Here is a 19,638-nt window from a genome sequence, read left to right as displayed (position 1 = left end):
GGCTACTCCCGTCCGAGGGGTCGCAGTTCGTATTTCGGGTTGAACAGCACCCGGCGGCCCCGGCTCATCGAGATCCGGCCCGATGCGATCAGCTTGCGCCCCGGTTCTATCCCCACGATGGAGCGCCTGCCGAGCCACACCACGTCCAGCGCGGCGGTGCCGTCGAACAGCTCGGCCTCCAGGGCCGGGACTCCGGCACGCGGGCGCAGGGTGACCGTGCGCAAGGTACCAGTTACGGTGACGATCTGCCGGTCGTGACAGTCGCCGATCCTGGTGCACCCGGCCGTCTCCGCGTCCTCGCGCAGCTCCTCGGACTCCAGGTCCTCCTGCGACGAGGAGAGCCGGTCGAGCATGCGCCGGAACCGGCCGGCCGGCTTTTCCGAACGAGGAACAGCAGTCATACCTGAAGCGTACCGGGGTGCGCCGACACGGCCGTAGCGCAGCTCACGTCCGCAGCGCGCCTCCTTCCCGCGGAGCGGCTCACGTCTCGAACCGGTAGCCCATCCCCGGCTCGGTGATGAAGTGCTTCGGGTGCGACGGATCCGACTCCAGCTTCCGGCGCAGCTGGGCCATGTACACCCGCAGGTAGTTGCTCTCGGTCCCGTACGACGGCCCCCACACCTCCTGGAGCAGCTGTTTCTGGCTGACCAGCCGGCCGGTGTTGCGGACCAGCACCTCCAGCAGGTGCCACTCGGTCGGGGTGAGCCGCACGTCCCTGCCGCCCCGGTTGACCTTCTTGGCGGCGAGGTCGACGGTGAAGCCCTCGGTCTCCACGGTCGTCACGTCGTCCTCGCCCGGCCCGGCCGGCTCGGCCCGGCGGACGGCGGCCCGCAGCCGGGCCAGCAGCTCGTCCATGCCGAACGGCTTGGTCACGTAGTCGTCGGCGCCCGCGTCCAGCGCCTGAACCTTCTCGTCGGAGGAGTGGCGGGCGGACAGCACCAGGATCGGCACCCGGGTCCAGCCGCGCAGCCCCCTGATCACCTCGACGCCGTCCATGTCGGGCAGCCCCAGGTCCAGGACGACCACGTCGGGGTGGCGGGAGGCGGCGAGTTCGAGCGCGGTCCTGCCGTCGGCGGCCGCGTCGACCTCGTACTTGCGCGCCTTGAGGTTGATCACGAGGGCGCGCACGATCTGCGGCTCGTCGTCGACCACGAGCACCCTCACGGGGGTCTGGGGGCTCCCCCCAGCCGGGCTCACCATGTGGCCTGCCTTTCCGGTTCGGTACGGGACTCCCCGGCGGGGAGCGGCTCGGGGCGCGATCCTGCCGCGCGCAGGCTCAGCACCATGGTGAGCCCGCCGCCCGGCGTGTCCTCGGCGGTGAGGGTGCCGCCCATGGCCTCGGCGAAGCCCCGGGCGACCGCGAGACCGAGTCCCACGCCGGCACCGCGCGGGGCGTCACCGTACCGCTGGAAGGGCTCGAAGATGCGGTCCTTGGCCTCGTCCGGGACGCCCGGGCCGCGGTCCACCACGCGCACCTCCACCCGGTCGGCGATGGCGCTCGCGGCCACCAGCACGGGCCGTCCGGGCGGGCTGTACTTGACGGCGTTCTCCACCAGGTTGGCCACCGACCGCTCCAGCAGCCCGGGGTCGACGGCGACCATGGGCAGCGTCTCGGGCACGTCGAGGTCCACGCTGTCCTCGGGTACGCCGCCCAGGGCCATCGGTACGACCTCGTCGACGTCGATCTCGCGGATCAGCGGGGTGACCGTGCCCGTCTGGAGGCGGGACATGTCCAGGAGGTTGCCCACGAGGTGGTCGAGCCGGTCGGCGCCCTCCTCGATGCCCTCCAGCAGCTCCGCCTGGTCCTCCTCGGACCAGGCGACGTCGTCGGAGCGCAGGGAGGACACGGCGGCCTTGATGCCGGCCAGCGGGGTGCGCAGGTCGTGGCTGACGGCGGCCAGCAGGGCGGTGCGGATGCGGTTGCCCTCGGCGAGCGTGCGGGCCTGTTCGGCCTCCTCCTTCAGGCGCCTGCGGTCGAGCACGACGGCGGCCTGGGCGGCGAACGCGGCAAGCACCCGGCGGTCCGCCGCGGGCAGCACCCGGCCGGTGAGCGCCAGTGCCATGTGGTCGCCGACGGGCACGTCGACGTCGGCGTCCTCGGGGCGCTCCAGCGGCGGCCCGAAGCCGGCGCGGCCCGCGCAGGTCCAGGGCGCCACGTCGCTCGCGCGTTCCAGCAGGGCGGCCGACTCCATGGCGAAGGTCTCGCGGACCCGTTCCAGCAGCTCCTCCAGGCTTGTCTCGCCCCGCAGCACGTTCCCCGCGAGGAAGGAGAGGATCTCGGACTCGGCGCGCAGCCGGGCGGCCTGGTGGGTGCGCCGGGCGGCGAGGTCGACCACCGAGGCGACCGCCATCCCCACCCCGAAGAAGATCGCGATGGCGACGATGTTCTTGGGGTCGGCGACGGTCAGCCGGTGCAGCGGCGGGGTGTAGAAGTAGTTCAGCAGCAGCGAGCCGAAGGCCGCCGAGGCCAGCGCGGGCAGCAGGCCGCCGAGCAGGGCCGCCGCGACGGTGACGGCCAGGAACAGCAGCATGTCGTTGGCGAGGCCGAGGTCGACGGTGTTCAGCAGCACCGCGAGGATCGCGGGACCGGCCAGGCCGACCGCCCAGCCCCAGATGATCCGACCCCGCCCGAGCCGGCCGCCCCGGGCCACGGGCAGTCCCCGCCCCTTGGCGACCTCTTCGTGGGTGACGATGTGCACGTCCAGGTCGGGGCCCGAGTCCCGGGCGACCGTGGCGCCGACGCCGGGCCCGAAGACGTACTGCCAGGCCTTGCGGCGGGAGGAGCCGAGCACGATCTGGGTGGCGTTCACCCCGCGCGCGAAGTCGAGCAGGGCGGCCGGGACGTCGTCGCCGACCACCTGGTGGAACGTTCCGCCGAGGTCCTCGACCAGGGTGCGCTGGACGGCCAGTTCCTTCGGGGAGGCCGAGGACAGCCCGTCGCTGCGCGCGATGTAGACGGCCATGACCTCGCCGCCGGCGCCCTTCTCGGCGAGCCGGGTGGCCCGGCGGATCAGGGTGCGGCCCTCGGGACCGCCGGTCAGGCCCACCACGATGCGCTCCCGGGAGCCCCATATCGCCGAGACCCGGTGCTCGCTGCGGTAGGCGTTCAGGTACGCGTCGACCCGGTCGGCCACCCACAGCAGCGCCAGCTCGCGCAGGGCGGTGAGGTTGCCGGGGCGGAAGTAGTTGGACAGGGCCGCGTCGACCTTGTCCGGCTGGTAGATGTTGCCGTGGGCCATGCGGCGGCGCAGGGCCTGCGGGGACATGTCGACCAGCTCGATGTCGTCGGCCCGCCGTACGACCTCGTCCGGGACGGTCTCCCGCTGCCGCACCCCGGTGATCGACTCGACCACGTCGCCGAGTGACTCCAGGTGCTGGATGTTGACGGTGGAGACCACGTCGATGCCGGCGGCCAGCAGTTCCTCCACGTCCTGCCAGCGCTTGGCGTTGCGGGAGCCGGGGACGTTGGTGTGGGCCAGCTCGTCCACGAGGGCGACGGCGGGCGCCCGGCGCAGCACGGCCTCGACGTCCATCTCGCCGAAGACGGCATCCCGGTACTCCAGCCGTCTGCGCGGCACCTGCTCCAGGCCGTGCAGCATCACCTCGGTGCGCGGCCGGCCGTGGCTCTCCACGAGCGCGACCACGCAGTCGGTGCCCCGCTCGACCCGGCGGTGCGCCTCGGCGAGCATCGCGTAGGTCTTGCCCACGCCCGGTGCCGCACCGAGGTAGATCCGAAGCTTGCCGCGTGCCATGGCCCCATTGTCTTCCCGTGCCTGTCGCTTACGCAGCGTCGACCCTACGGCCCACGACCACGGCGAACGGGACGGGGAGCGGGAGCGGCCCGCAACTTTGACGCAACCCTGATGGCCCCGCCGGGCGGCGCGGCTCAGTGCTCGGTTATCTCCCCGTCGCGCAGTTCCAGCACCCGGTCGGCCAGGTCCAGCAGGGTCGCGTCGTGCGTGGCGACCAGCGCCGTGACCCTCTCGTTGCGGACGACGGTCCGCAGCAGCTCCATGACGGCGTGCCCGGTCTCGGCGTCGAGCTGGCCGGTGGGCTCGTCCGCGATGAGCAGGGCGGGCCGGTTGGCGAGGGCGCGGGCGATGGCGACCCGCTGCTGCTGGCCGCCGGACAGCTCACCGGGCCGCTGGGCCGCGTGCCCGGCGAGCCCCACCAGGGAGAGCAGCAGTCCGACCCGCTCCTCGCGCTCGCGCGGGTCGGCCCGGCGCAGCCGCAGCGGCACGCCGACGTTCTCGGCGGCGCTCAGGATCGGGATGAGCCCGAAGGACTGGAACACGAACCCGACCCGGTCCCGCCGCAGCCGCAGCAGCTCGCTCTCGCCGAGCCGGGCGAGGTCCCGCCCCTCGACCTCCACCCGGCCGCGGTCGGGCGTGTCCAGCCCGCCGACGATGTTCAGCAAGGTGGTCTTTCCGGACCCCGACCGCCCCTTGAGGGCCACGAGTTCCCCGCGGGGCACCTCGAAGGACACCCCGCGCAACGCGTGCACGGCGGCGGCCCCCGCGCCGTACGACTTGTGCACGCCCTCGACCCGCACCATGGTCTCGGTGACGACCTGACCGCTCATGCCCCTCCCCCATCGACCGGCCGCCAGTATCACCGGAGGGGACGGCGCCCCGGAAGGGGCGCGGGGACCCGCGCGAGCGACCACGGCGGACCCGCGCCGGTCACGGCCAGGCACCCCGACGGCGCGACCGCGCACAAAGCGGGCCGCACCCCCGAGGGGCACGGCCCGTGTATCGCTGCCGAAGCCGTCAGCGGACCTCGGTGATCTCGGGGCCCCGCTGCAACTGCCCCATCCCCCCGGAGAACCGCGAGCCCTCCTCCTGCTGGACCCCCTCGGGAACCATCTGCGCGTCGTTGGGCAGCTTGAGGACGATCGGGTCGCGCGGGGCCATCGGGCCCTCGCCGCGGACCACGACGGTGTCCCGGAAGATCTGCTCCAGCAGCCCGGCCGCCTGCGGCTGCACCGCGCCCTGGCCGGAGATCACCCCGCGCAGGAACCACCGCGGGCCGTCCACGCCGACGAACCGGACGACCTGGAAGCCGCCGGTGCCGTCGGGCAGCTGCACCGGAACCTGGGCGCGCAGCTCCCACCCGAGCGGGCCCTCGACCTCGTCGACGATGCCACCCTGCTGGGTGATGCCGGACGCGATCTCTTCGCGGACCTCGCCCCAGATGCCCTCGCGCTTGGGCGCGGCGAACGCCTGGAGCTGGACGGCGCTGTCGCGCAGCACGACGGTCGCGGCGACGATGGCGTCCCCGGCGACCTCGACCCGCAGCTCCATGCCGTCGACGCCCGGTACGAACAGACCGCCGAGGTCCACGCGGCCCTCGGCCGGGTCGCGCACCTCGCTGCTGTCCCACGGCCCGTCGGGCCTGGGCCCGGGCTCCAGCCGGACGCGCTCGCGCTCGGCCTCCACCTCGTCCGCCTCGGTGTCGACGCTGTCGACGACCTGCTCGGCCTCGCCGGCCGCGTCCTCGGCGGCACCCTTCTTCTTGCGACGTCCGAACACGTCACTGTCCTTCCCGGTCGGATACGACCGAAGCGTATCGATTCCCACCCGTCGGACCGCCCTCGGCGGCCTGACCGCTTGTGCCGCTCTCGCCGCCCACCGCGGCATGGCCACCGGTGGACCCGAAGCCCCCTTCGGCCCGCGCGGAGCCGGGAAGTTCCGCGACCTCCTGGAAGCGGACCCTCTCGACCTGCTGGACGACCAGTTGGGCAATCCGGTCGAAGCGCTCGAACCGCACGCTCTCGCGCGGGTCGAGATTCACCACGATCACCTTGATCTCCCCACGGTACCCGGCATCAACCGTCCCCGGGGCATTCACGAGGGCGACACCGCAGCGGGCGGCGAGACCGGAACGCGGATGCACGAAGGCCGCGTACCCCTCGGGCAGGGCGATCGACACACCCGTGGGCAGGACGGCCCGTTCTCCGGGCGCCAGCTCGCACGCCTCGGTGGTGCGCAGATCGGCCCCGGCGTCCCCGGGGTGCTCGTACGCCGGAAGCGGTACGTCCGCGTCGACGCGCCGGATCAGGACGTTCAGCGGGTCTCGGCTCACGGGTTCACCTCGAAGGCGCGGGTGCGCCGGATCTGGTCCGGGTCGTTCATCGCGGCCCGGATCTCCTCCTCGCGGCCGTGGTCGATGAAGTGGTCGACCTTGACCTCGATGAAGAGGGCGTCGGCGCGCACGGCGAGTGCTCCGCCGGGGCCGCCGAGGCGCCCGGTGGCCGTGCAGTAGATCTTCCGCCCGGCGACGGCGGTGACCTCGGCCTCCAGGTACAGCGTGGTGCCGACGGGCACGGGCCGCACGAAGTCGGTCTCCAGCCGTCCGGTGACGGCGATGGTGCGCAGCAGCCAGTTCAGCGAGCCGAGGGTCTCGTCCAGGGCCGTGGCGAGCACTCCGCCGTGCGCGAGGCCCGGGGCGCCCTGGTGGGCGGGCTGCACGGTGAACTCGGCGGTCAGCGAGACTCCCTCGCCGGCCCGGGCCTCCAGGTGCAGTCCGTGCGGCTGTCCGGGACCGCACCCGAAACAGTGTTCGTAGTGGGCGCCGAGGAGTTCCCCGGGCGCGGGCGCGTCGGGGTGCCGTACCGGTTTCACCGCGTCGGCAGGGGGCTGAAGAGCTGCGGAACTACCACTCACAGCCGCAGACCTTACCCGGCCGCCCGTCACCCGCCACCGCCCCGCACGACAGCGCCCCGCGCCGAACGCCCCGGCTCCGGCGCTGTGCGGATCCGGTGCCAAGCTTGGCTGCATGCAGCTCTCCGCCACCCCGTACGAAGAACGCCTCACCGCCCCCCGCTCGTGGTGGCTGATCAGCTTCCTGGTGGGCGTCTCGTTCGCCCTGATACTGCTGCCCTTCGGCACGCTGCCGCTGCTCGGCGGACTGGTCGGCGGCACGGCCGCGGCGGCGGTGGTGGCCAGCGCCTACGGCTCCCCGCGCATCCGGGTCGTGGGGGACTCGCTGATCGCGGGCGAGGCGAAGATCCCGGTGGCGGCGCTGGGCGAGGCACAGATCATGGACGCGGAGGAGGCCCGCGCCTGGCGGACGTACAAGGCCGACACCCGGGCGTTCCTGCTGCTGCGCGCCTACATCCCGACGGCGCTGCGCGTGGAGGTCACGGACCCTGAGGACCCGACGCCGTACCTGTACCTGTCGACGCGGGAGCCGGAGAAGCTGGCCGCGGCGATCGCGGCGGCGCGCACGGCGCACGCCTAGGGTCTTTCGTTTGGATCAGCCCGGACCGGGCCGGACAGGAGCGGGCTCCGGCGCCGGGGACAGGCCCTAGGGTCCGTCGGGCAGGTCGCGCAGGTCCAGCGGTTCCACCGGCTTCTCCAGCGGCGGCAGTTCCGGCAGTTCGTCCCAGGGCACCTGGATCTTGCGCAGGTCGGCCTGGATGCGGGCCGCCAGTCTCCTGGTGTCCCGGCGGTTCATGACCGCCCCGACCGCGGCGCCGACCATGAACGGCATCAGGTTGGGCAGGTCGCGGACCATCCGCTTCATGATCTGCTGGCGCATGCGGCGCTTCATATGGCCGCCCATGGCCGTGTCGTACGTCGACGGCTTCAGCACGTCGATGCCGCGTTCCCCCGACCAGGAGGACAGATACGCGGCGGAGCGGGTCTTGAGGTTCCCGGGCGGGCGTACGCCGTAGACCTCGTGGAGTTCGGCGATGAGCTTCAGCTCGATCGCGGCGACCCCGGTGATCTCCGCGGCCAGTTCGGTCGGCATGGCCGGCGGCACCGGCAGCATGGCCGCGGCCCCGATCCCGGCTCCGACCGTCGAGGTGCCGGCCGCCGCGCCCGCCACCAGTTTGTCGGCCAGCTCCTCGGGTCCGAGGCCGGGGAACTGCCCGCGCAGGGTCGCGAGGTCGCGTACGGGGATGCGCGGGGCGATCTCGATGATCCGGTCCGCGAGGTACGCCAGGCCCGCGCGAGCCCGGCTGCCGCCCTTGCGGGCGCCTTCCCGGGCCATGTCCCGGGCCTTGTCGCGGACGACCGCCGCCCGCCGCCGGGCGACGGGTGCGGGGTGCTGCGCCGGCGCGGGCGAGTCCTCCCGGCCGGCTTCCGGTTCGAGCGGGGCTCCCGCCAGGGGTGAGCCCCGCTCGCCGTCACGCGCGCCGTGCGGGCCGCCGATCGGCCCTTGGTCCGCTTTCCGCAGGGAGAAGCGGCGCTTCCGGGGAGGGGTCGAGCCAGACACGGCCGACCCGTCCTCAGTCGCAGTCGCGGCAGATCGGCTGGCCGTTCTTCTCCCTGGCCAGCTGGCTGCGGTGGTGCACCAGGAAGCAGCTGGAGCAGGTGAACTCGTCCTGCTGCTTCGGCAGCACCCGGACGGCCAGCTCCTCGTTCGAGAGGTCGGCGCCGGGCAGTTCGAGGCCCTCGGCGGCCTCGAACTCGTCGACGTCCACCGCCGAGGTGGACTTGTCGTTCCGCCGGGCCTTCAGCTCTTCAAGGCTGTCCGAGTCGACGTCGTCGTCGGTCTTGCGTGGAGTGTCGTAATCGGTTGCCATAGTCGCTCTCCCCCTCTGGGTGTCTGCGGTGTCTCCAGCGCACGTAACGCGTGAGAGGCCGGACTTGTGCCCGACCTGAGGCGGAGATTTTGCCTCACATCAAGGTCTGTTACTCAATCGACACCCAACCCGACCCCTCAAGAGTGATCGGCTTGGATGGCGGTGAGGACCGTACACGGTTCGAATGCCGCACCTCAAAGGCGCCTCACCGTGTACTTCCCGTGATCAAGAGCCCTGAAAACCCGGACTTTCCCGGCTTTCCACCTTCTGTCATGATCACTGTGCGTACATGGCCGGAAATCCGCCCATGTGATCGATCACACAGGAAGAACCATGGACGACGGTCAGAAATTTCCGCGCGGAGCGAACATCCCCCGCGTGTGTCGTGCCTGATCACAGGGGCAGCGTGACGCGCATCACCAGACCACCGCCCTCCCGTGGCCGGGCCAGGATGTGACCGCCGTGCGCACGGGCCACGGACCGTGCGATGGACAGGCCGAGACCCACCCCCTTGTCACTGCCCGTCCGCTCGGTACGCAACCGCCGGAAGGGCTCGAAGAGGTTGTCGATCTCGTACGCCGGCACGACCGGCCCGGTGTTCGTGACGGTCAGCACGGCCTGCCCGTGCTCGATCTCCGTGTCCACCTCGACCCAGCCGTCCTCCGGCACGTTGTACCGCACGGCGTTCTGGACGAGGTTCAGCGCGATCCGTTCCAGCAGCACGCCGTTGCCCTGGACCACGGCGGGCTTGCGCTCGCCGCGGATCTTCACGCCCTTGGCATCGGCCTCGGCGTGCACCTGGTCGACGGCCTGCGTGGCGACCTCGGCCAGGTCGACCGGTTTGCGCTCGACGATCTGGTTGTCACTGCGGGCGAGCAGCAGCAGCCCCTCGACCAGCTGTTCGCTGCGCTCGTTGGTGGCGAGCAGGGTCTTGCCGAGCTGCTGGAGTTCCACCGGCGCGTTCGGGTCCGACAGGTGCACTTCGAGGAGCGTGCGGTTGATCGCGAGCGGGGTGCGCAGTTCGTGCGAGGCGTTGCCGACGAAGCGCTGCTGGGCGGTGAAGGCCCGCTCCAGCCGCTCCAGCATGTCGTCGAAGGTGTCGGCCAGCTCCTTCAGCTCGTCGTCCGGGCCGTCCAGCTCGATCCGGCGGGAGAGGTCCGAGCCGGCGACCTGGCGGGCGGTACGGGTGATCCGGCCGAGCGGGGAGAGCACACGGCCCGCCATCGCGTACCCGAACGCGAAGGCGATCACGGCGAGGCCCAGGAGCGCCAGCAGGGAGCGGCTGAGCAGGTTGTCCAGGGCCGCCTGGCGCTGCTGGTCCACGCAGTGGGCGATGGCGTCGTTGAAGTCCGACAGCGGCACCGGCCCGGAGTTGATCGCGGTGACCGCGGGGCAGTTGTCGCTGGTGACCTTGATCGCCGAACCGCTGACGATCTTGAACAGCGGCTGGTTGCCGGTGCTGATCGCCTGTGCGGCCAGCAGATAGATGATCGACAGCAGCAGGATGCCGGCGATCAGGAACATGCCGCCGTAGAGCAGTGTCAGCCGTATGCGGATGGTGGGGCGCAGCCACGGGAAGGGCGGCTGCGGCCTTCTGGGGTCCCAGGTGGGCTTCGGGGGCGCCTGGGGCGGTGCGGGTGTCGTGGCCACGGGGATCAGATCCGGTAGCCGGAGCCGGGGACGGTGACGATGACGGGCGGCTCGCCCAGCTTGCGGCGCAGGGTCATCACCGTCACGCGCACCACGTTGGTGAACGGGTCGGTGTTCTCGTCCCAGGCCTTCTCCAGCAGCTGTTCCGCCGAGACGACCGCGCCCTCGCTGCGCATCAGCACCTCCAGCACCGCGAACTCCTTGGGCGCGAGCTGGACCTCCTTGCCGTCGCGGAAGACCTCCCGGCGGTTGGGGTCGAGCTTGATGCCGGCGCGCTCCAGGACCGGCGGCAGCGGCACGCTGGTCCGGCGGCCGAGGGCACGGACGCGCGCGATCAGCTCGCTGAACGCGAACGGCTTGGGCAGGTAGTCGTCGGCGCCGATCTCCAGGCCCTCGACGCGGTCGCTGACGTCGCCGGAGGCGGTGAGCATGAGCACGCGCGTGGCCATGCCCAGCTCGACGATCTTGCGGCAGACGTCGTCGCCGTGAACGAGCGGGAGGTCGCGGTCGAGGACGACCACGTCGTAGTCGTTGACGCCGATGCGTTCCAGGGCGGCCGCACCGTCGTACACGACGTCGACGGCCATGGCCTCCCGGCGCAGTCCGGTGGCCACCGCATCGGCGAGCAGCTGCTCGTCCTCGACGACGAGTACGCGCACGTCGCTTGTCCTTCCTGTGTCCACCCGCGAGGACGCGCCGCGGGCGCGTGCGGGCAGGGGTGTCCGTGGATGTGACCCCCATCCTGCCCTTTTCGGCCATAAGTCGGCTGTAAGGCGGTGTCCGGACCGCTGGACCGGACCCCGGGAACGGAGGTGCGGGGCGGGAATACGAGATTTTCTCCTCAGGTTGAGGTTTCTCCAGAGGGGAGTGGGGGGAGGACGGCTTTACACCCCGCGATCACGCTCTGCATGTGCCGCAGCACCATGCGGTACTTCGGCCTCCGCTTCGCAGAGCGGGCGCGGATGTCCGGCACCGTCGCCGCCCAGCCCGGGCAGCGCTGGGCACCCGCGAGAGACGTGATCGCCCCTTCTGAACGGCACACCCCCGTGCCACCGACCCACGACCCTGGACGAGGGGGCGCAGCATGGACGCTTTCACCGCAGGACTTCTGCAGCGCATAAGGGCGACCGAGTCCGACCTGTCTCGGGCTCGTGACGAGGGCGACGACTTCCTCGCCGAGGTGGAGCAGGCAGAGCTCGAAGACCTGCGACGCCTCGCCGCCGAACACGGTGTGGAGGTCGGCGCGTCACGCGTCTGAACGGCCCGGCAGGGCACGCGAGGGGACCCCGGCGAATCCAGCGCCGGGGTCCCTTCGTGTGCCCGCTCGACCGTGTGCCCGCTCGGCCCCGGGTCAGTCGTGCCAGGCGCCGAAGTCCTCCAGCAGCCGCTGGAGGGGCTCGAAGACGCCCGGCGACCCGGCCACGGTCAGATCCCGCGACGGCCGCTCACCGGGCCGTCCACCGGTCAGCGCACCGGCCTCCCGGGCGATCAGGTCGCCCGCCGCGAAGTCCCACGCGTTGAGCCCCCGCTCGTAGTACCCGTCGAGCCGGCCGCAGGCCACGTCGCACAGGTCGATCGCCGCCGAACCGCCGCGCCGGATGTCCCGCAGGAGGGGGATCAGCCGGGCGGCGATCCCGGCCTGGTGGGCGCGGACCTCGGTGACGTAGTTGAAGCCGGTGGAGACCAGGGCCTGGTCCAGCGGGGGCGCGGGCCGGCAGGCGAGCGCCCGCTCGCCCTGCCACGCGCCCGTGGCCCACGCGCCGCCGCCGCGCACCGCGTGGTACGTCTCGCCGCGCATCGGAGCGGCGACGACCCCAGCGACGGTCTCGCCGTCCTGCTCGGCGGCGATGGACACCGCCCAGGTCGGCAGGCCGTACAGGTAGTTGACGGTGCCGTCCAGCGGGTCGATCACCCAGCGGATGCCGCTCGTGCCCTCGACGGAGGCTCCCTCCTCGCCGAGGAAGCCGTCGTCGGGGCGCTGCCCGGAGATCAGATCGGTGATCAGCTTCTCCGCCGCGATGTCCATCTCGGTGACGACGTCGATGGGGCTGGACTTGGTCTTCGCCACGGCCAGGTCGGCGGGGCGGCCGTCGCGCAGCAGCGCTCCGGCGCGGCGGGCGGCCTCCTGGGCCAGTTCGAGCAGGTCCCGGTGCAGGGCGTCGGTCACGGGTCTCCTCACGCGTAGGGGCTGTCGGCGCCCGCGGCGGCGGGGCGCGGGGCGCGGGCCGGGCAGCAGCCGACCGGGCAGACGTGGTGGCTGGGGCCGAGCGCGCCCAGGGCGCAGGGGGCGGTCTCCTGGCCGCGTTCCACGGCGGCGCGCTCCACGATCAGCTCGCGGACGGCGGCGGCGAACCGCGGGTCGGCGCCCACGGTGGCCGAGCGGCGCACCGGCAGGCCCAGCTCCGCGGCCTTGGCCGTCGCCTCGGTGTCGAGGTCGTAGAGGACCTCCATGTGATCGGAGACGAAGCCGATGGGGGCCATGACGACGGCCGGGACACCGGCGGCGTGCCGCTCCTCCAGGTGGTCGCAGATGTCCGGCTCCAGCCAGGGGATGTGCGGGGCGCCGGAGCGGGACTGGTAGACGAGCCGCCAGGGGTGGTCGGCGCCGGTGCGCTCGCGGACGGCGTCGGCGATCAGCCGGGCCACGTCCAGGTGCTGCTCGACGTAGGCGCCGCCCTCGCCGTGGGCCTCGACGGGGCCGGAGGTGTCGGCGGCGGAGGTCGGGATGGAGTGGGTGGTGAAGGCGATGTGGGCACCCGCCCGGACGTCCTCGGGGAGGTCGGCGAGGGAGCGCAGCACACCGTCGATCATGGGTTCGACGAAGCCGGGGTGGTTGAAGTAGTGCCGCAGCTTGTCGATCCTCGGCAGCTCCGTGCCCTCGGCCTCCAGGGCGGCCAGCGCGTCGGCGAGGTTCTCCCGGTACTGGCGGCAGCCCGAGTAGGAGGCGTAGGCGCTGGTGGCGAGGACCAGGATGCGGCGACGGCCGTCGGCGGCCATCTCGCGCAGGGTGTCCGTCAGGTACGGCGCCCAGTTGCGGTTGCCCCAGTAGACCGGCAGGTCCAGGCCGTGGTCGGCGAAGTCCTTGCGCAGGGCGTCCAGCAGGGCGCGGTTCTGGGCGTTGATGGGGCTGACCCCGCCGAACAGGAAGTAGTGCTGCCCGACCTCCTTGAGACGTTCCTTGGGGATACCGCGCCCGCGCGTGACGTTCTCCAGGAACGGGACCACGTCGTCCGGGCCTTCGGGGCCGCCGAAGGAGAGCAGGAGCAGGGCGTCGTACGGGGTGGGATCGAGCGCGTCTGGCATGGGTCGATCCTCCCACCAGGCGCCGACAGCGGGGAAACAGCGGGGCGAAGAGTCGGCTACCGGTCGATTCGGTGCTATTTGTCCACCGGTCATATCGGGTGCGATTAGGTTGCCCTAACTCGTAAGCTGTATGAGCCGCATTCGCGCCTTACTGATCCGCTTCGGAGACCACGTGCCCAGCCCCTACAGAGCCTTGTTCGCCGAGCCCGGCACCAAGGCCTTCTCCGCCGCGGGATTCATCGGGCGGATGCCGTTGTCGATGATGGGCATCGGCGTCGTCACGATGGTCTCCCAGCTCACCGGGCGCTACGGCCTGGCGGGCGCCCTGTCGGCCACCGTCGCGTTGTCCGCCGCGGCGATCGGCCCGCAGATCTCCCGGCTGGTGGACCGGCACGGGCAGCGCCGGGTGCTGCGCCCCGCGACCCTGGTGGCCCTGCTCGCGGCGGCCGGGCTGCTGCTCGCCGCCCACTTCCGGTGGCCGGACTGGGTACTGTTCGTCTGCGCGGCCGGGATCGGCTCGGTGCCGAGCCTGGGCGCGATGATCCGGGCCCGCTGGGCCGCGCTGTACCGGGGCACCCCGAAGCTGCACACCGCCTACTCGTTCGAGTCGGTCGTCGACGAGGTGTGCTTCATCTTCGGGCCGATCCTCTCCATCGGCCTGTCCACGGCCTGGTTCCCGGAGGCGGGCCCGCTGCTCGCCGCCTGCTTCCTGCTGGCCGGCGTGCTGTGGCTGACCTCCCAGCGCGCCACCGAGCCGGAACCGCATCCGCGCGAGCGGCGGGGCGGCGGCAGCGCCCTGCGCGCGCCGGGGCTCCAGGTGCTGGTGGCGACGTTCGCGGCGACCGGCGCGATCTTCGGAGCCGTGGACGTGGTCACCGTCGCCTTCGCCGACGAGCGCGGCCACAAGGGCGCCGCGAGCCTGGTCCTGGCGCTGTACGCGGCCGGTTCGTGCGTCGCCGGCGTGGTCTTCGGACTGCTGCGCCTGAGCGGTGCGGCCGAGCGACGCTGGTTGCTGGGCGTGGCGGCGATGGCCGTGAGTATGATCCCCCTCCTACTGGTCGGAAACCTGCCGCTTCTGGCCGTGGCGCTGTTCGTGGCGGGGCTGTCCATCGCACCGACGATGATCACGACGATGTCCCTCATCGAAGAGCACGTACCGCGCGCGCAGCTCACCGAGGGCATGACCTGGGTGAGCACCGGCCTCGCCGTCGGCATCGCGGCCGGCTCCTCCGTGGCCGGCTGGGTGATCGACGCGGCCGGGGCACGGGCCGGGTACGGGGTGCCGGCCGTGTCCGGGGCCGTCGCGGTCGCGGTCGGTTTCCTCGGGTACCGCCGGCTGCGCAGGCCGGCCGCGGGTCGGGGAGGCACCGTTGAGCAGCACAGCGAGCGGGAAGAACGGCACCTGGCGTAACTGGGGCGGCACTGTCTCCGCCCGGCCCGCCCGGCAGGTCGCGCCGGCCTCCGTGGAGGAGCTGGCCGGTGCGGTGCTCCGGGCCCGGGAAGACGGCCTGAAGGTGAAGGCGGTCGGCACCGGGCACTCCTTCACCTCGATCGCCGCGACCGACGGTGTGTTGATACGCCCTCAACTGTTGACCGGTATACGCACCATCGACCGGGCGTCCATGACGGTCACGGTGGAGGCGGGCACCCCGCTCAAGAGACTCAACGCCGCCCTGGCGCGCGAGGGCCTCTCGCTCACCAACATGGGCGACATCATGGAGCAGACCGTGTCGGGGGCCACCAGCACGGGCACCCACGGCACCGGCCGCACGTCGGGCTCCATCGCCGCCCAGATCAAGGCCCTGGAACTGGTCACGGCCGACGGCTCGGTGCTCACGTGTTCCGAGAAGGAGAACCCGGAGGTCTTCGCGGCGGCCCGCATCGGCCTCGGCGCCCTGGGCGTCGTCAGCGCGATCACCTTCGCCGTGGAGCCGCTCTTCCTGCTCACCGCGCGCGAGGAACCCATGTCCTTCGAGCGGGTCCTCGCCGAGTTCGACCAGCTGTGGGCCGAGAACGAACACTTCGAGTTCTACTGGTTCCCGCACACCGGCAACACCAACACCAAGCGGAACAACCGCAGCGCGGGCCCCGAGCAGCCGGTGGGCCGGCTCGCGGGCTGGTTCGAGGACGAGTTCCTCTCCAACGGCGTCTTCCAGGTGGCCCAGTGGGTCGGCCGCGCGGTCCCGGCGACCGTTCCGGCGATCGCGCAGGTCTCCAGCAGGGCCCTGTCCGCGCGGACGTACACGGACATCCCGTACCGGGTCTACACCTCACCGCGCCGGGTGCGCTTCGTGGAGATGGAGTACGCCGTCCCGCGCGCGGCCCTGGTGGAGACGCTGCGCGAACTGAAGGCCATGGTGGACCGCTCCGGGCTGCGCGTCAGTTTCCCGGTCGAGGTGCGCACCGCGCCGGCCGACGACATCGCCCTGTCCACCGCCTCCGGCCGGGACAGCGCCTACATCGCCGTCCACATGTTCCGGGGCACGCCGTACCAGGCGTACTTCACGGCCGCCGAGCGGATCTTCACCGCGCACGAGGGGCGCCCGCACTGGGGCAAGGTGCACACGCGGGACGCGGAGTACTTCTCCCGGGTGTACCCGCGCTTCGGCGAGTTCACGGCGCTGCGGGACCGTCTGGACCCGGAGAGGCTGTTCCAGAACGACTATCTGCGGAGGGTTCTGGGGGCGTAGGCGTCGTGGCGGACGCGCTGGGGGCACTGGGCGTGGGGACCGGAGTCGCCGGGCCGCCGCCCGGTTCCCCGCTCCGCCCGGCGTCCGGCTGCCCGGTCGGCCGGCCGCTGGGTGAGCCGCCGGGCGCCGGGGACGCGCCGTGGCCCGTGCCGTCGCCGGTGGAGGGCGTGCGCTCCGGGGAGGTGGTGCGCGAAGGGGCCGGCGTCCGGCCGGACGCGGCGCCGGAGGAGCCCCGGCCGGTGACCGCGTCGCTGACCGTCGTGCCCGTACCGCCGCTGAAGCTGTTCCCCGAGACCAGCTCGTACGCCGTGATGCCGGCCAGCGTGACCCCGAAGACCAGGGCGGCGGCGGCCAGCGGCCGGCGGCGGCCCGTGGCCCGCGCGCGGTAGACGGTGCCCTCGGAGAACTCGCCCGGCGGCAGGGACGTCCGCCTCCCAGGTGCCCGCGCTCCCCGGTCCTCCGGCGGCCGCGCCGCCACCGCGGTCTTCTCCCTGAGCTGCTCCCCGGTCCGCTTGAAGAAGTGCTGGAAGACCGATCCGCCGCAGGTGGCGACGATGCTGACGACGCCGGCGCCGAGGATCGTGCCGTACACCCCGAAGTACGAGGCCAGTTTGGCCGCCACCACCGCCGCGAGGGCGCTGCCCGCGACCTGGGGGACGTTCAGGTCGATCCGCTTCCGACCCGTATCGGGCGTCTCACGCATACCCGGAACTTGCCTGCCTTTCCCGCACCTCTTGGAGCACTTGCCGCAGTTGCCGACATTGGCCGGCCGACCGCACGAGAAAGGGACGTACGAACGAAACCATTAGTTCCGTTTCTGGCGATTGCGTGAAGTTCGCCACGTTCATGATCCACAAAACCGCTTGCGGACGGCCAAGTCGCACCCCTTGCCAGAAGTTGGGCGGCGCGCCAATCCACGCACGTGGTCCGAATGGAGTACTGTTGCGAGCCCTGGGTCCGGTCTCCCGTCAGGGTGCCCGCGGCCTTGCAGGATCGCCGGGAGGGGGCTAGTTGCACAGGGTGACGCGGTTGGTCACTTAGCGTTGCGAACAGGTAACCGTGCCATAACGGCGGTCCAGGGCCCGTGCCCGACACGCCGGGCAACTCGGCAAGGTTGTGGCAGGCTGCACCCGGGCAGGCCACACTCGACTAGCGGAAGCAGCGACGCACGTGACGTCGGCAGGCACCACCCGGGAGGTCCCCATGCCCGAACTGCGTGTCGTGGCCGTCTCGAATGACGGCACACGGCTGGTGCTGAAGGCTGCCGACTCTACGGAGTACACGCTTCCGATCGACGAACGGCTGCGCGCCGCCGTCCGCGGCGACCGGCCCCGCCTCGGCCAGATCGAGATCGAGGTCGAGAGCCATCTGCGGCCGCGCGACATCCAGGCGCGGATACGGGCCGGTGCCACGGCGGAAGAGGTCGCGCAGCTCGCCGGCATCCCCGTCGACCGGGTTCGGCGCTTCGAGGGGCCGGTGCTGGCCGAACGCGCCTTCATGGCCGAGCGGGCCCGCAAGACCCCGGTCCGCCGCCCCGGCGAGAACTCCGGCCCGCTGCTCGGCGAGGCCGTGCAGGAGCGGCTGCTGCTGCGCGGCGCCGAGAAGGACACCGTGCAGTGGGACTCCTGGCGCCGCGACGACGGCACCTGGGAAGTGCTCCTCGTCTACCGGGTCGCGGGTGAACCGCACTCGGCGAGCTGGACGTACGACCCGCCCCGGCGGCTCGTCCAGGCCGTCGACGACGAGGCGCGGTCGCTGATCGGCGAGTCCGACGACCTCGCCGTGCCGGAGCCGAGCTTCCCGTTCGTCCCGAGGATCGCCCGGCTGCCGCGCGAGCGCACCATGGACCGCGCTCTCGACCGCAGCGACCGGGAACGGCCCAGCCTGCCCGCGCAGTCGCCTGAGCCGGCCGAGGAGAGCACGGGCGAACGCGACTCGCTGACCAGCCTGCTGGAGGCCGTGCCGAGCTTCCGGGGGGACCTGGTGGTCCCGGAACGCCCGTCGGAGCCCTCGGAGGACGCCGAGGAGGAGCCCGCCGCCGAGGAGCCGCCGGCACCGGCCGCGTCCGCCGGCTCCGCCTACGCGGACGTCCTGATGCCGCGCTCCGTCGGCAGCCACCGCGACCGGCTCATCGGCGCGACCGACCGGCAGGCCGAGGCCGACGGCGTCCGCCCCGGCCGCCGCGCCGCCGTCCCGAGCTGGGACGAGATCGTGTTCGGCACGCGCCGCAAAAAGCAGGAGTAGGACGGTCCCGCCGACAAAAGAGGGGGCACGCGCGCGTGCCCCCTCTTCCGGCTGTCCGGCTACTGCGGGTCCGCCCCCACCGCCACCGGCCGGGACGGGTCCGCGGACCACTCGGACCAGGAACCGACGTACAGGGCCGCCGGAATGCCCGCCACCGCCAGCGCGAGGACCTCGTGGGCGGCGGAGACTCCCGAACCGCAGTACACGCCCACCTCGGTGTCCTCGGACACCCCCAGGGCCTTGAAGCGGTCCCTCAGCTCCGCCGCGGGCAGGAAACGGCCGTCCGGGCCCACGTTCTCCGAAGTCGGCGCCGACACCGCGCCCGGGATGTGCCCGCCGACCCGGTCGATCGGCTCGACCTCACCGCGGTACCGCTCCCCCGCGCGCGCGTCCAGCAGCACACCCGTACGGGCGAGGGCCGCGGCGCCGTCCGCGTCCAGCAGCCCCGGCACGCCCGGCACCGGCTCGAAGTCGCCCTCCGCAGGGGCCGGCACCGCGGTGGACAGCTCGCCCTCCCAGGACGGCAACCCTCCGTCGAGCACCCGCACGTCCGGGTGACCCGTCCAGCGCAGCAGCCACCACGCGCGCGCGGCGGCCCAGCCCTGGCCGCCGTCGTACACCACGACCGGCCGGCCCGCCGACACGCCCGCGCGGCGCATCGCGGCACCGAACTCCGCGAGATCGGGCAGCGGGTGCCGGCCGTGCGCGCCGGGCGCGGCGGCCAGCTCGCGGTCCAGGTCGACGAAGACCGCGCCGGGGAGGTGACCGGCCGCGTACTCGGCCCGCCCGTCGAAGGACGGCGCGCCCGCCTTCGCCGTGCTCAGCTGCCAGCGCACGTCCAGCAGCACCGGCGGGTCGCCGGCGGTCAGCTCGTGTGCGAGTTCGGATGCGGTGATGATGGCTGTCATGGCGTCCATCCTTACGCCAGGGGTGGCCGCGGCGTCCAGCTCCCGCTACTCTGCTCGGCCGGACAGCCTCGATCACAGCACGTAGGTGATCGTGCACGTGCTGTACTGCCGACGGACACCCGTCGGCCATCGTCAAGAAACGGCGAAAGACGGCAGACCGGGCATCCTTCCGGAGGTACGGCCGAGCGGCGCGGTACGGCCCCGCGGCACCCCAACGGGCGCGGTCGCCGGCACGGGCGTACGCGCCACCAGCGCGGACACCCTTCCGGGGAGCGGAAGCGACACGGCCACCACGAGGGGCCGGGGAGAG

At 72.5% G+C, this 19,638-nt stretch carries 20 protein-coding genes; 6 read left to right on the top strand and 14 right to left on the bottom strand.

What is annotated here, in order from left to right; translation table 11 throughout:
* Positions 1–2: 2 nt before the first annotated feature.
* The 7 genes from ACZ5DC_RS00640 to ACZ5DC_RS00610 all read right to left on the bottom strand — a co-directional run bounded on the left by ACZ5DC_RS00640 (position 3) and on the right by ACZ5DC_RS00610 (position 6,665).
* Positions 3–401: an OB-fold nucleic acid binding domain-containing protein gene (locus ACZ5DC_RS00640; RefSeq protein WP_468647946.1), complete on the bottom strand. Its 399-nt coding sequence runs from the start codon at positions 399–401 to the stop codon at positions 3–5.
* A gap of 79 nt (positions 402–480) precedes the next feature.
* Positions 481–1,200, bottom strand: a complete 720-nt coding sequence (locus ACZ5DC_RS00635; protein WP_468647944.1) for a response regulator — start codon at positions 1,198–1,200, stop codon at positions 481–483.
* The gene (locus ACZ5DC_RS00630; RefSeq protein WP_468647942.1) at positions 1,194–3,752 is read right to left on the bottom strand and encodes an ATP-binding protein; all 2,559 of its coding nucleotides are present in this window, start codon (positions 3,750–3,752) and stop codon (positions 1,194–1,196) included. The genes ACZ5DC_RS00635 and ACZ5DC_RS00630 overlap by 7 nt, the downstream gene beginning before the upstream one ends.
* Positions 3,753–3,886: 134 nt before the next feature.
* Positions 3,887–4,582 carry an ABC transporter ATP-binding protein gene (locus ACZ5DC_RS00625; RefSeq protein WP_468647940.1) on the bottom strand — a complete coding sequence of 232 codons (696 nt, stop codon included), beginning with the start codon at positions 4,580–4,582 and terminating at the stop codon, positions 3,887–3,889.
* Positions 4,583–4,769: 187 nt separating this feature from the next.
* Entirely contained in the window at positions 4,770–5,531 is a 762-nt protein-coding gene (locus ACZ5DC_RS00620) for a DUF3710 domain-containing protein (protein ID WP_366763642.1), read from the bottom strand.
* Between the two features lies 1 nt (position 5,532).
* Positions 5,533–6,084, bottom strand: coding sequence for a dUTP diphosphatase (dut, locus tag ACZ5DC_RS00615; RefSeq protein WP_189814050.1), 552 nt, complete (start codon positions 6,082–6,084; stop codon positions 5,533–5,535).
* Positions 6,081–6,665: a PaaI family thioesterase gene (locus ACZ5DC_RS00610; protein ID WP_468647937.1), complete on the bottom strand. Its 585-nt coding sequence runs from the start codon at positions 6,663–6,665 to the stop codon at positions 6,081–6,083. The genes dut and ACZ5DC_RS00610 overlap by 4 nt, the downstream gene beginning before the upstream one ends.
* A 112-nt stretch (positions 6,666–6,777) precedes the next feature.
* On the opposite strand from ACZ5DC_RS00610, the gene ACZ5DC_RS00605 reads away from it, so the two are divergent.
* The gene (locus tag ACZ5DC_RS00605; protein ID WP_468647935.1) at positions 6,778–7,242 is read left to right on the top strand and encodes a DUF3093 domain-containing protein; all 465 of its coding nucleotides are present in this window, start codon (positions 6,778–6,780) and stop codon (positions 7,240–7,242) included.
* A gap of 66 nt (positions 7,243–7,308) precedes the next feature.
* Here the strand turns inward: ACZ5DC_RS00605 and ACZ5DC_RS00600 are convergent, their stop codons facing one another.
* The 4 genes from ACZ5DC_RS00600 to ACZ5DC_RS00585 form a co-directional block, all read right to left on the bottom strand.
* A complete protein-coding gene (locus tag ACZ5DC_RS00600) occupies positions 7,309–8,223 on the bottom strand; it encodes a hypothetical protein (protein ID WP_468647933.1) in 915 nt (304 codons plus the stop codon).
* Between the two features lie 13 nt (positions 8,224–8,236).
* Positions 8,237–8,533 carry a DUF4193 domain-containing protein gene (locus ACZ5DC_RS00595; protein WP_171152140.1) on the bottom strand — a complete coding sequence of 99 codons (297 nt, stop codon included), beginning with the start codon at positions 8,531–8,533 and terminating at the stop codon, positions 8,237–8,239.
* Between the two features lie 393 nt (positions 8,534–8,926).
* The gene (locus tag ACZ5DC_RS00590; RefSeq protein WP_468647931.1) at positions 8,927–10,183 is read right to left on the bottom strand and encodes a sensor histidine kinase; all 1,257 of its coding nucleotides are present in this window, start codon (positions 10,181–10,183) and stop codon (positions 8,927–8,929) included.
* A 5-nt stretch (positions 10,184–10,188) separates the two neighbouring features.
* Entirely contained in the window at positions 10,189–10,842 is a 654-nt protein-coding gene (locus tag ACZ5DC_RS00585; RefSeq protein WP_130438183.1) for a response regulator transcription factor, read from the bottom strand.
* A gap of 425 nt (positions 10,843–11,267) precedes the next feature.
* Here ACZ5DC_RS00585 and ACZ5DC_RS00580 point away from each other — a divergent pair, with 425 nt between their 5' ends.
* Entirely contained in the window at positions 11,268–11,441 is a 174-nt protein-coding gene (locus tag ACZ5DC_RS00580) for a hypothetical protein (RefSeq protein WP_171152145.1), read from the top strand.
* A gap of 93 nt (positions 11,442–11,534) precedes the next feature.
* Here ACZ5DC_RS00580 and ACZ5DC_RS00575 read toward each other — a convergent pair whose 3' ends face one another.
* Positions 11,535–12,350, bottom strand: coding sequence for an inositol monophosphatase family protein (locus ACZ5DC_RS00575; RefSeq protein WP_468647928.1), 816 nt, complete (start codon positions 12,348–12,350; stop codon positions 11,535–11,537).
* 8 nt (positions 12,351–12,358) lie between these two features.
* Complete coding sequence (locus ACZ5DC_RS00570; RefSeq protein ID WP_468647926.1) at positions 12,359–13,486, bottom strand: ferrochelatase; 1,128 nt, start codon at positions 13,484–13,486, stop codon at positions 12,359–12,361.
* 172 nt (positions 13,487–13,658) lie between these two features.
* Between ACZ5DC_RS00570 and ACZ5DC_RS00565 the strand changes: the two genes are divergently transcribed.
* The 4 genes from ACZ5DC_RS00565 (at position 13,659) to sepH (ending at position 18,420) form a co-directional block, all read left to right on the top strand.
* The gene (locus ACZ5DC_RS00565; RefSeq protein WP_468647924.1) at positions 13,659–14,897 is read left to right on the top strand and encodes an MFS transporter; all 1,239 of its coding nucleotides are present in this window, start codon (positions 13,659–13,661) and stop codon (positions 14,895–14,897) included.
* Positions 14,857–16,176, top strand: coding sequence for a D-arabinono-1,4-lactone oxidase (locus tag ACZ5DC_RS00560; protein ID WP_468647922.1), 1,320 nt, complete (start codon positions 14,857–14,859; stop codon positions 16,174–16,176). The genes ACZ5DC_RS00565 and ACZ5DC_RS00560 overlap by 41 nt, the downstream gene beginning before the upstream one ends.
* Before the next feature lie 5 nt (positions 16,177–16,181).
* The gene (locus tag ACZ5DC_RS00555) at positions 16,182–16,565 is read left to right on the top strand and encodes a hypothetical protein (protein ID WP_468647920.1); all 384 of its coding nucleotides are present in this window, start codon (positions 16,182–16,184) and stop codon (positions 16,563–16,565) included.
* An 814-nt stretch (positions 16,566–17,379) separates the two neighbouring features.
* Complete coding sequence (gene sepH / locus ACZ5DC_RS00550) at positions 17,380–18,420, top strand: septation protein SepH (RefSeq protein ID WP_468647918.1); 1,041 nt, start codon at positions 17,380–17,382, stop codon at positions 18,418–18,420.
* Between the two features lie 59 nt (positions 18,421–18,479).
* Here sepH and ACZ5DC_RS00545 read toward each other — a convergent pair whose 3' ends face one another.
* Positions 18,480–19,328: a sulfurtransferase gene (locus ACZ5DC_RS00545; protein WP_468647916.1), complete on the bottom strand. Its 849-nt coding sequence runs from the start codon at positions 19,326–19,328 to the stop codon at positions 18,480–18,482.
* Positions 19,329–19,638: the final 310 nt, after the last annotated feature.

The sequence above is a fragment of the Streptomyces sp. NPDC031445 genome, from assembly GCF_055581365.1.
The sequence above is the reverse complement of the archived record's forward strand: the minus strand, read 5'-3'. Positions and strand labels throughout refer to the sequence as shown.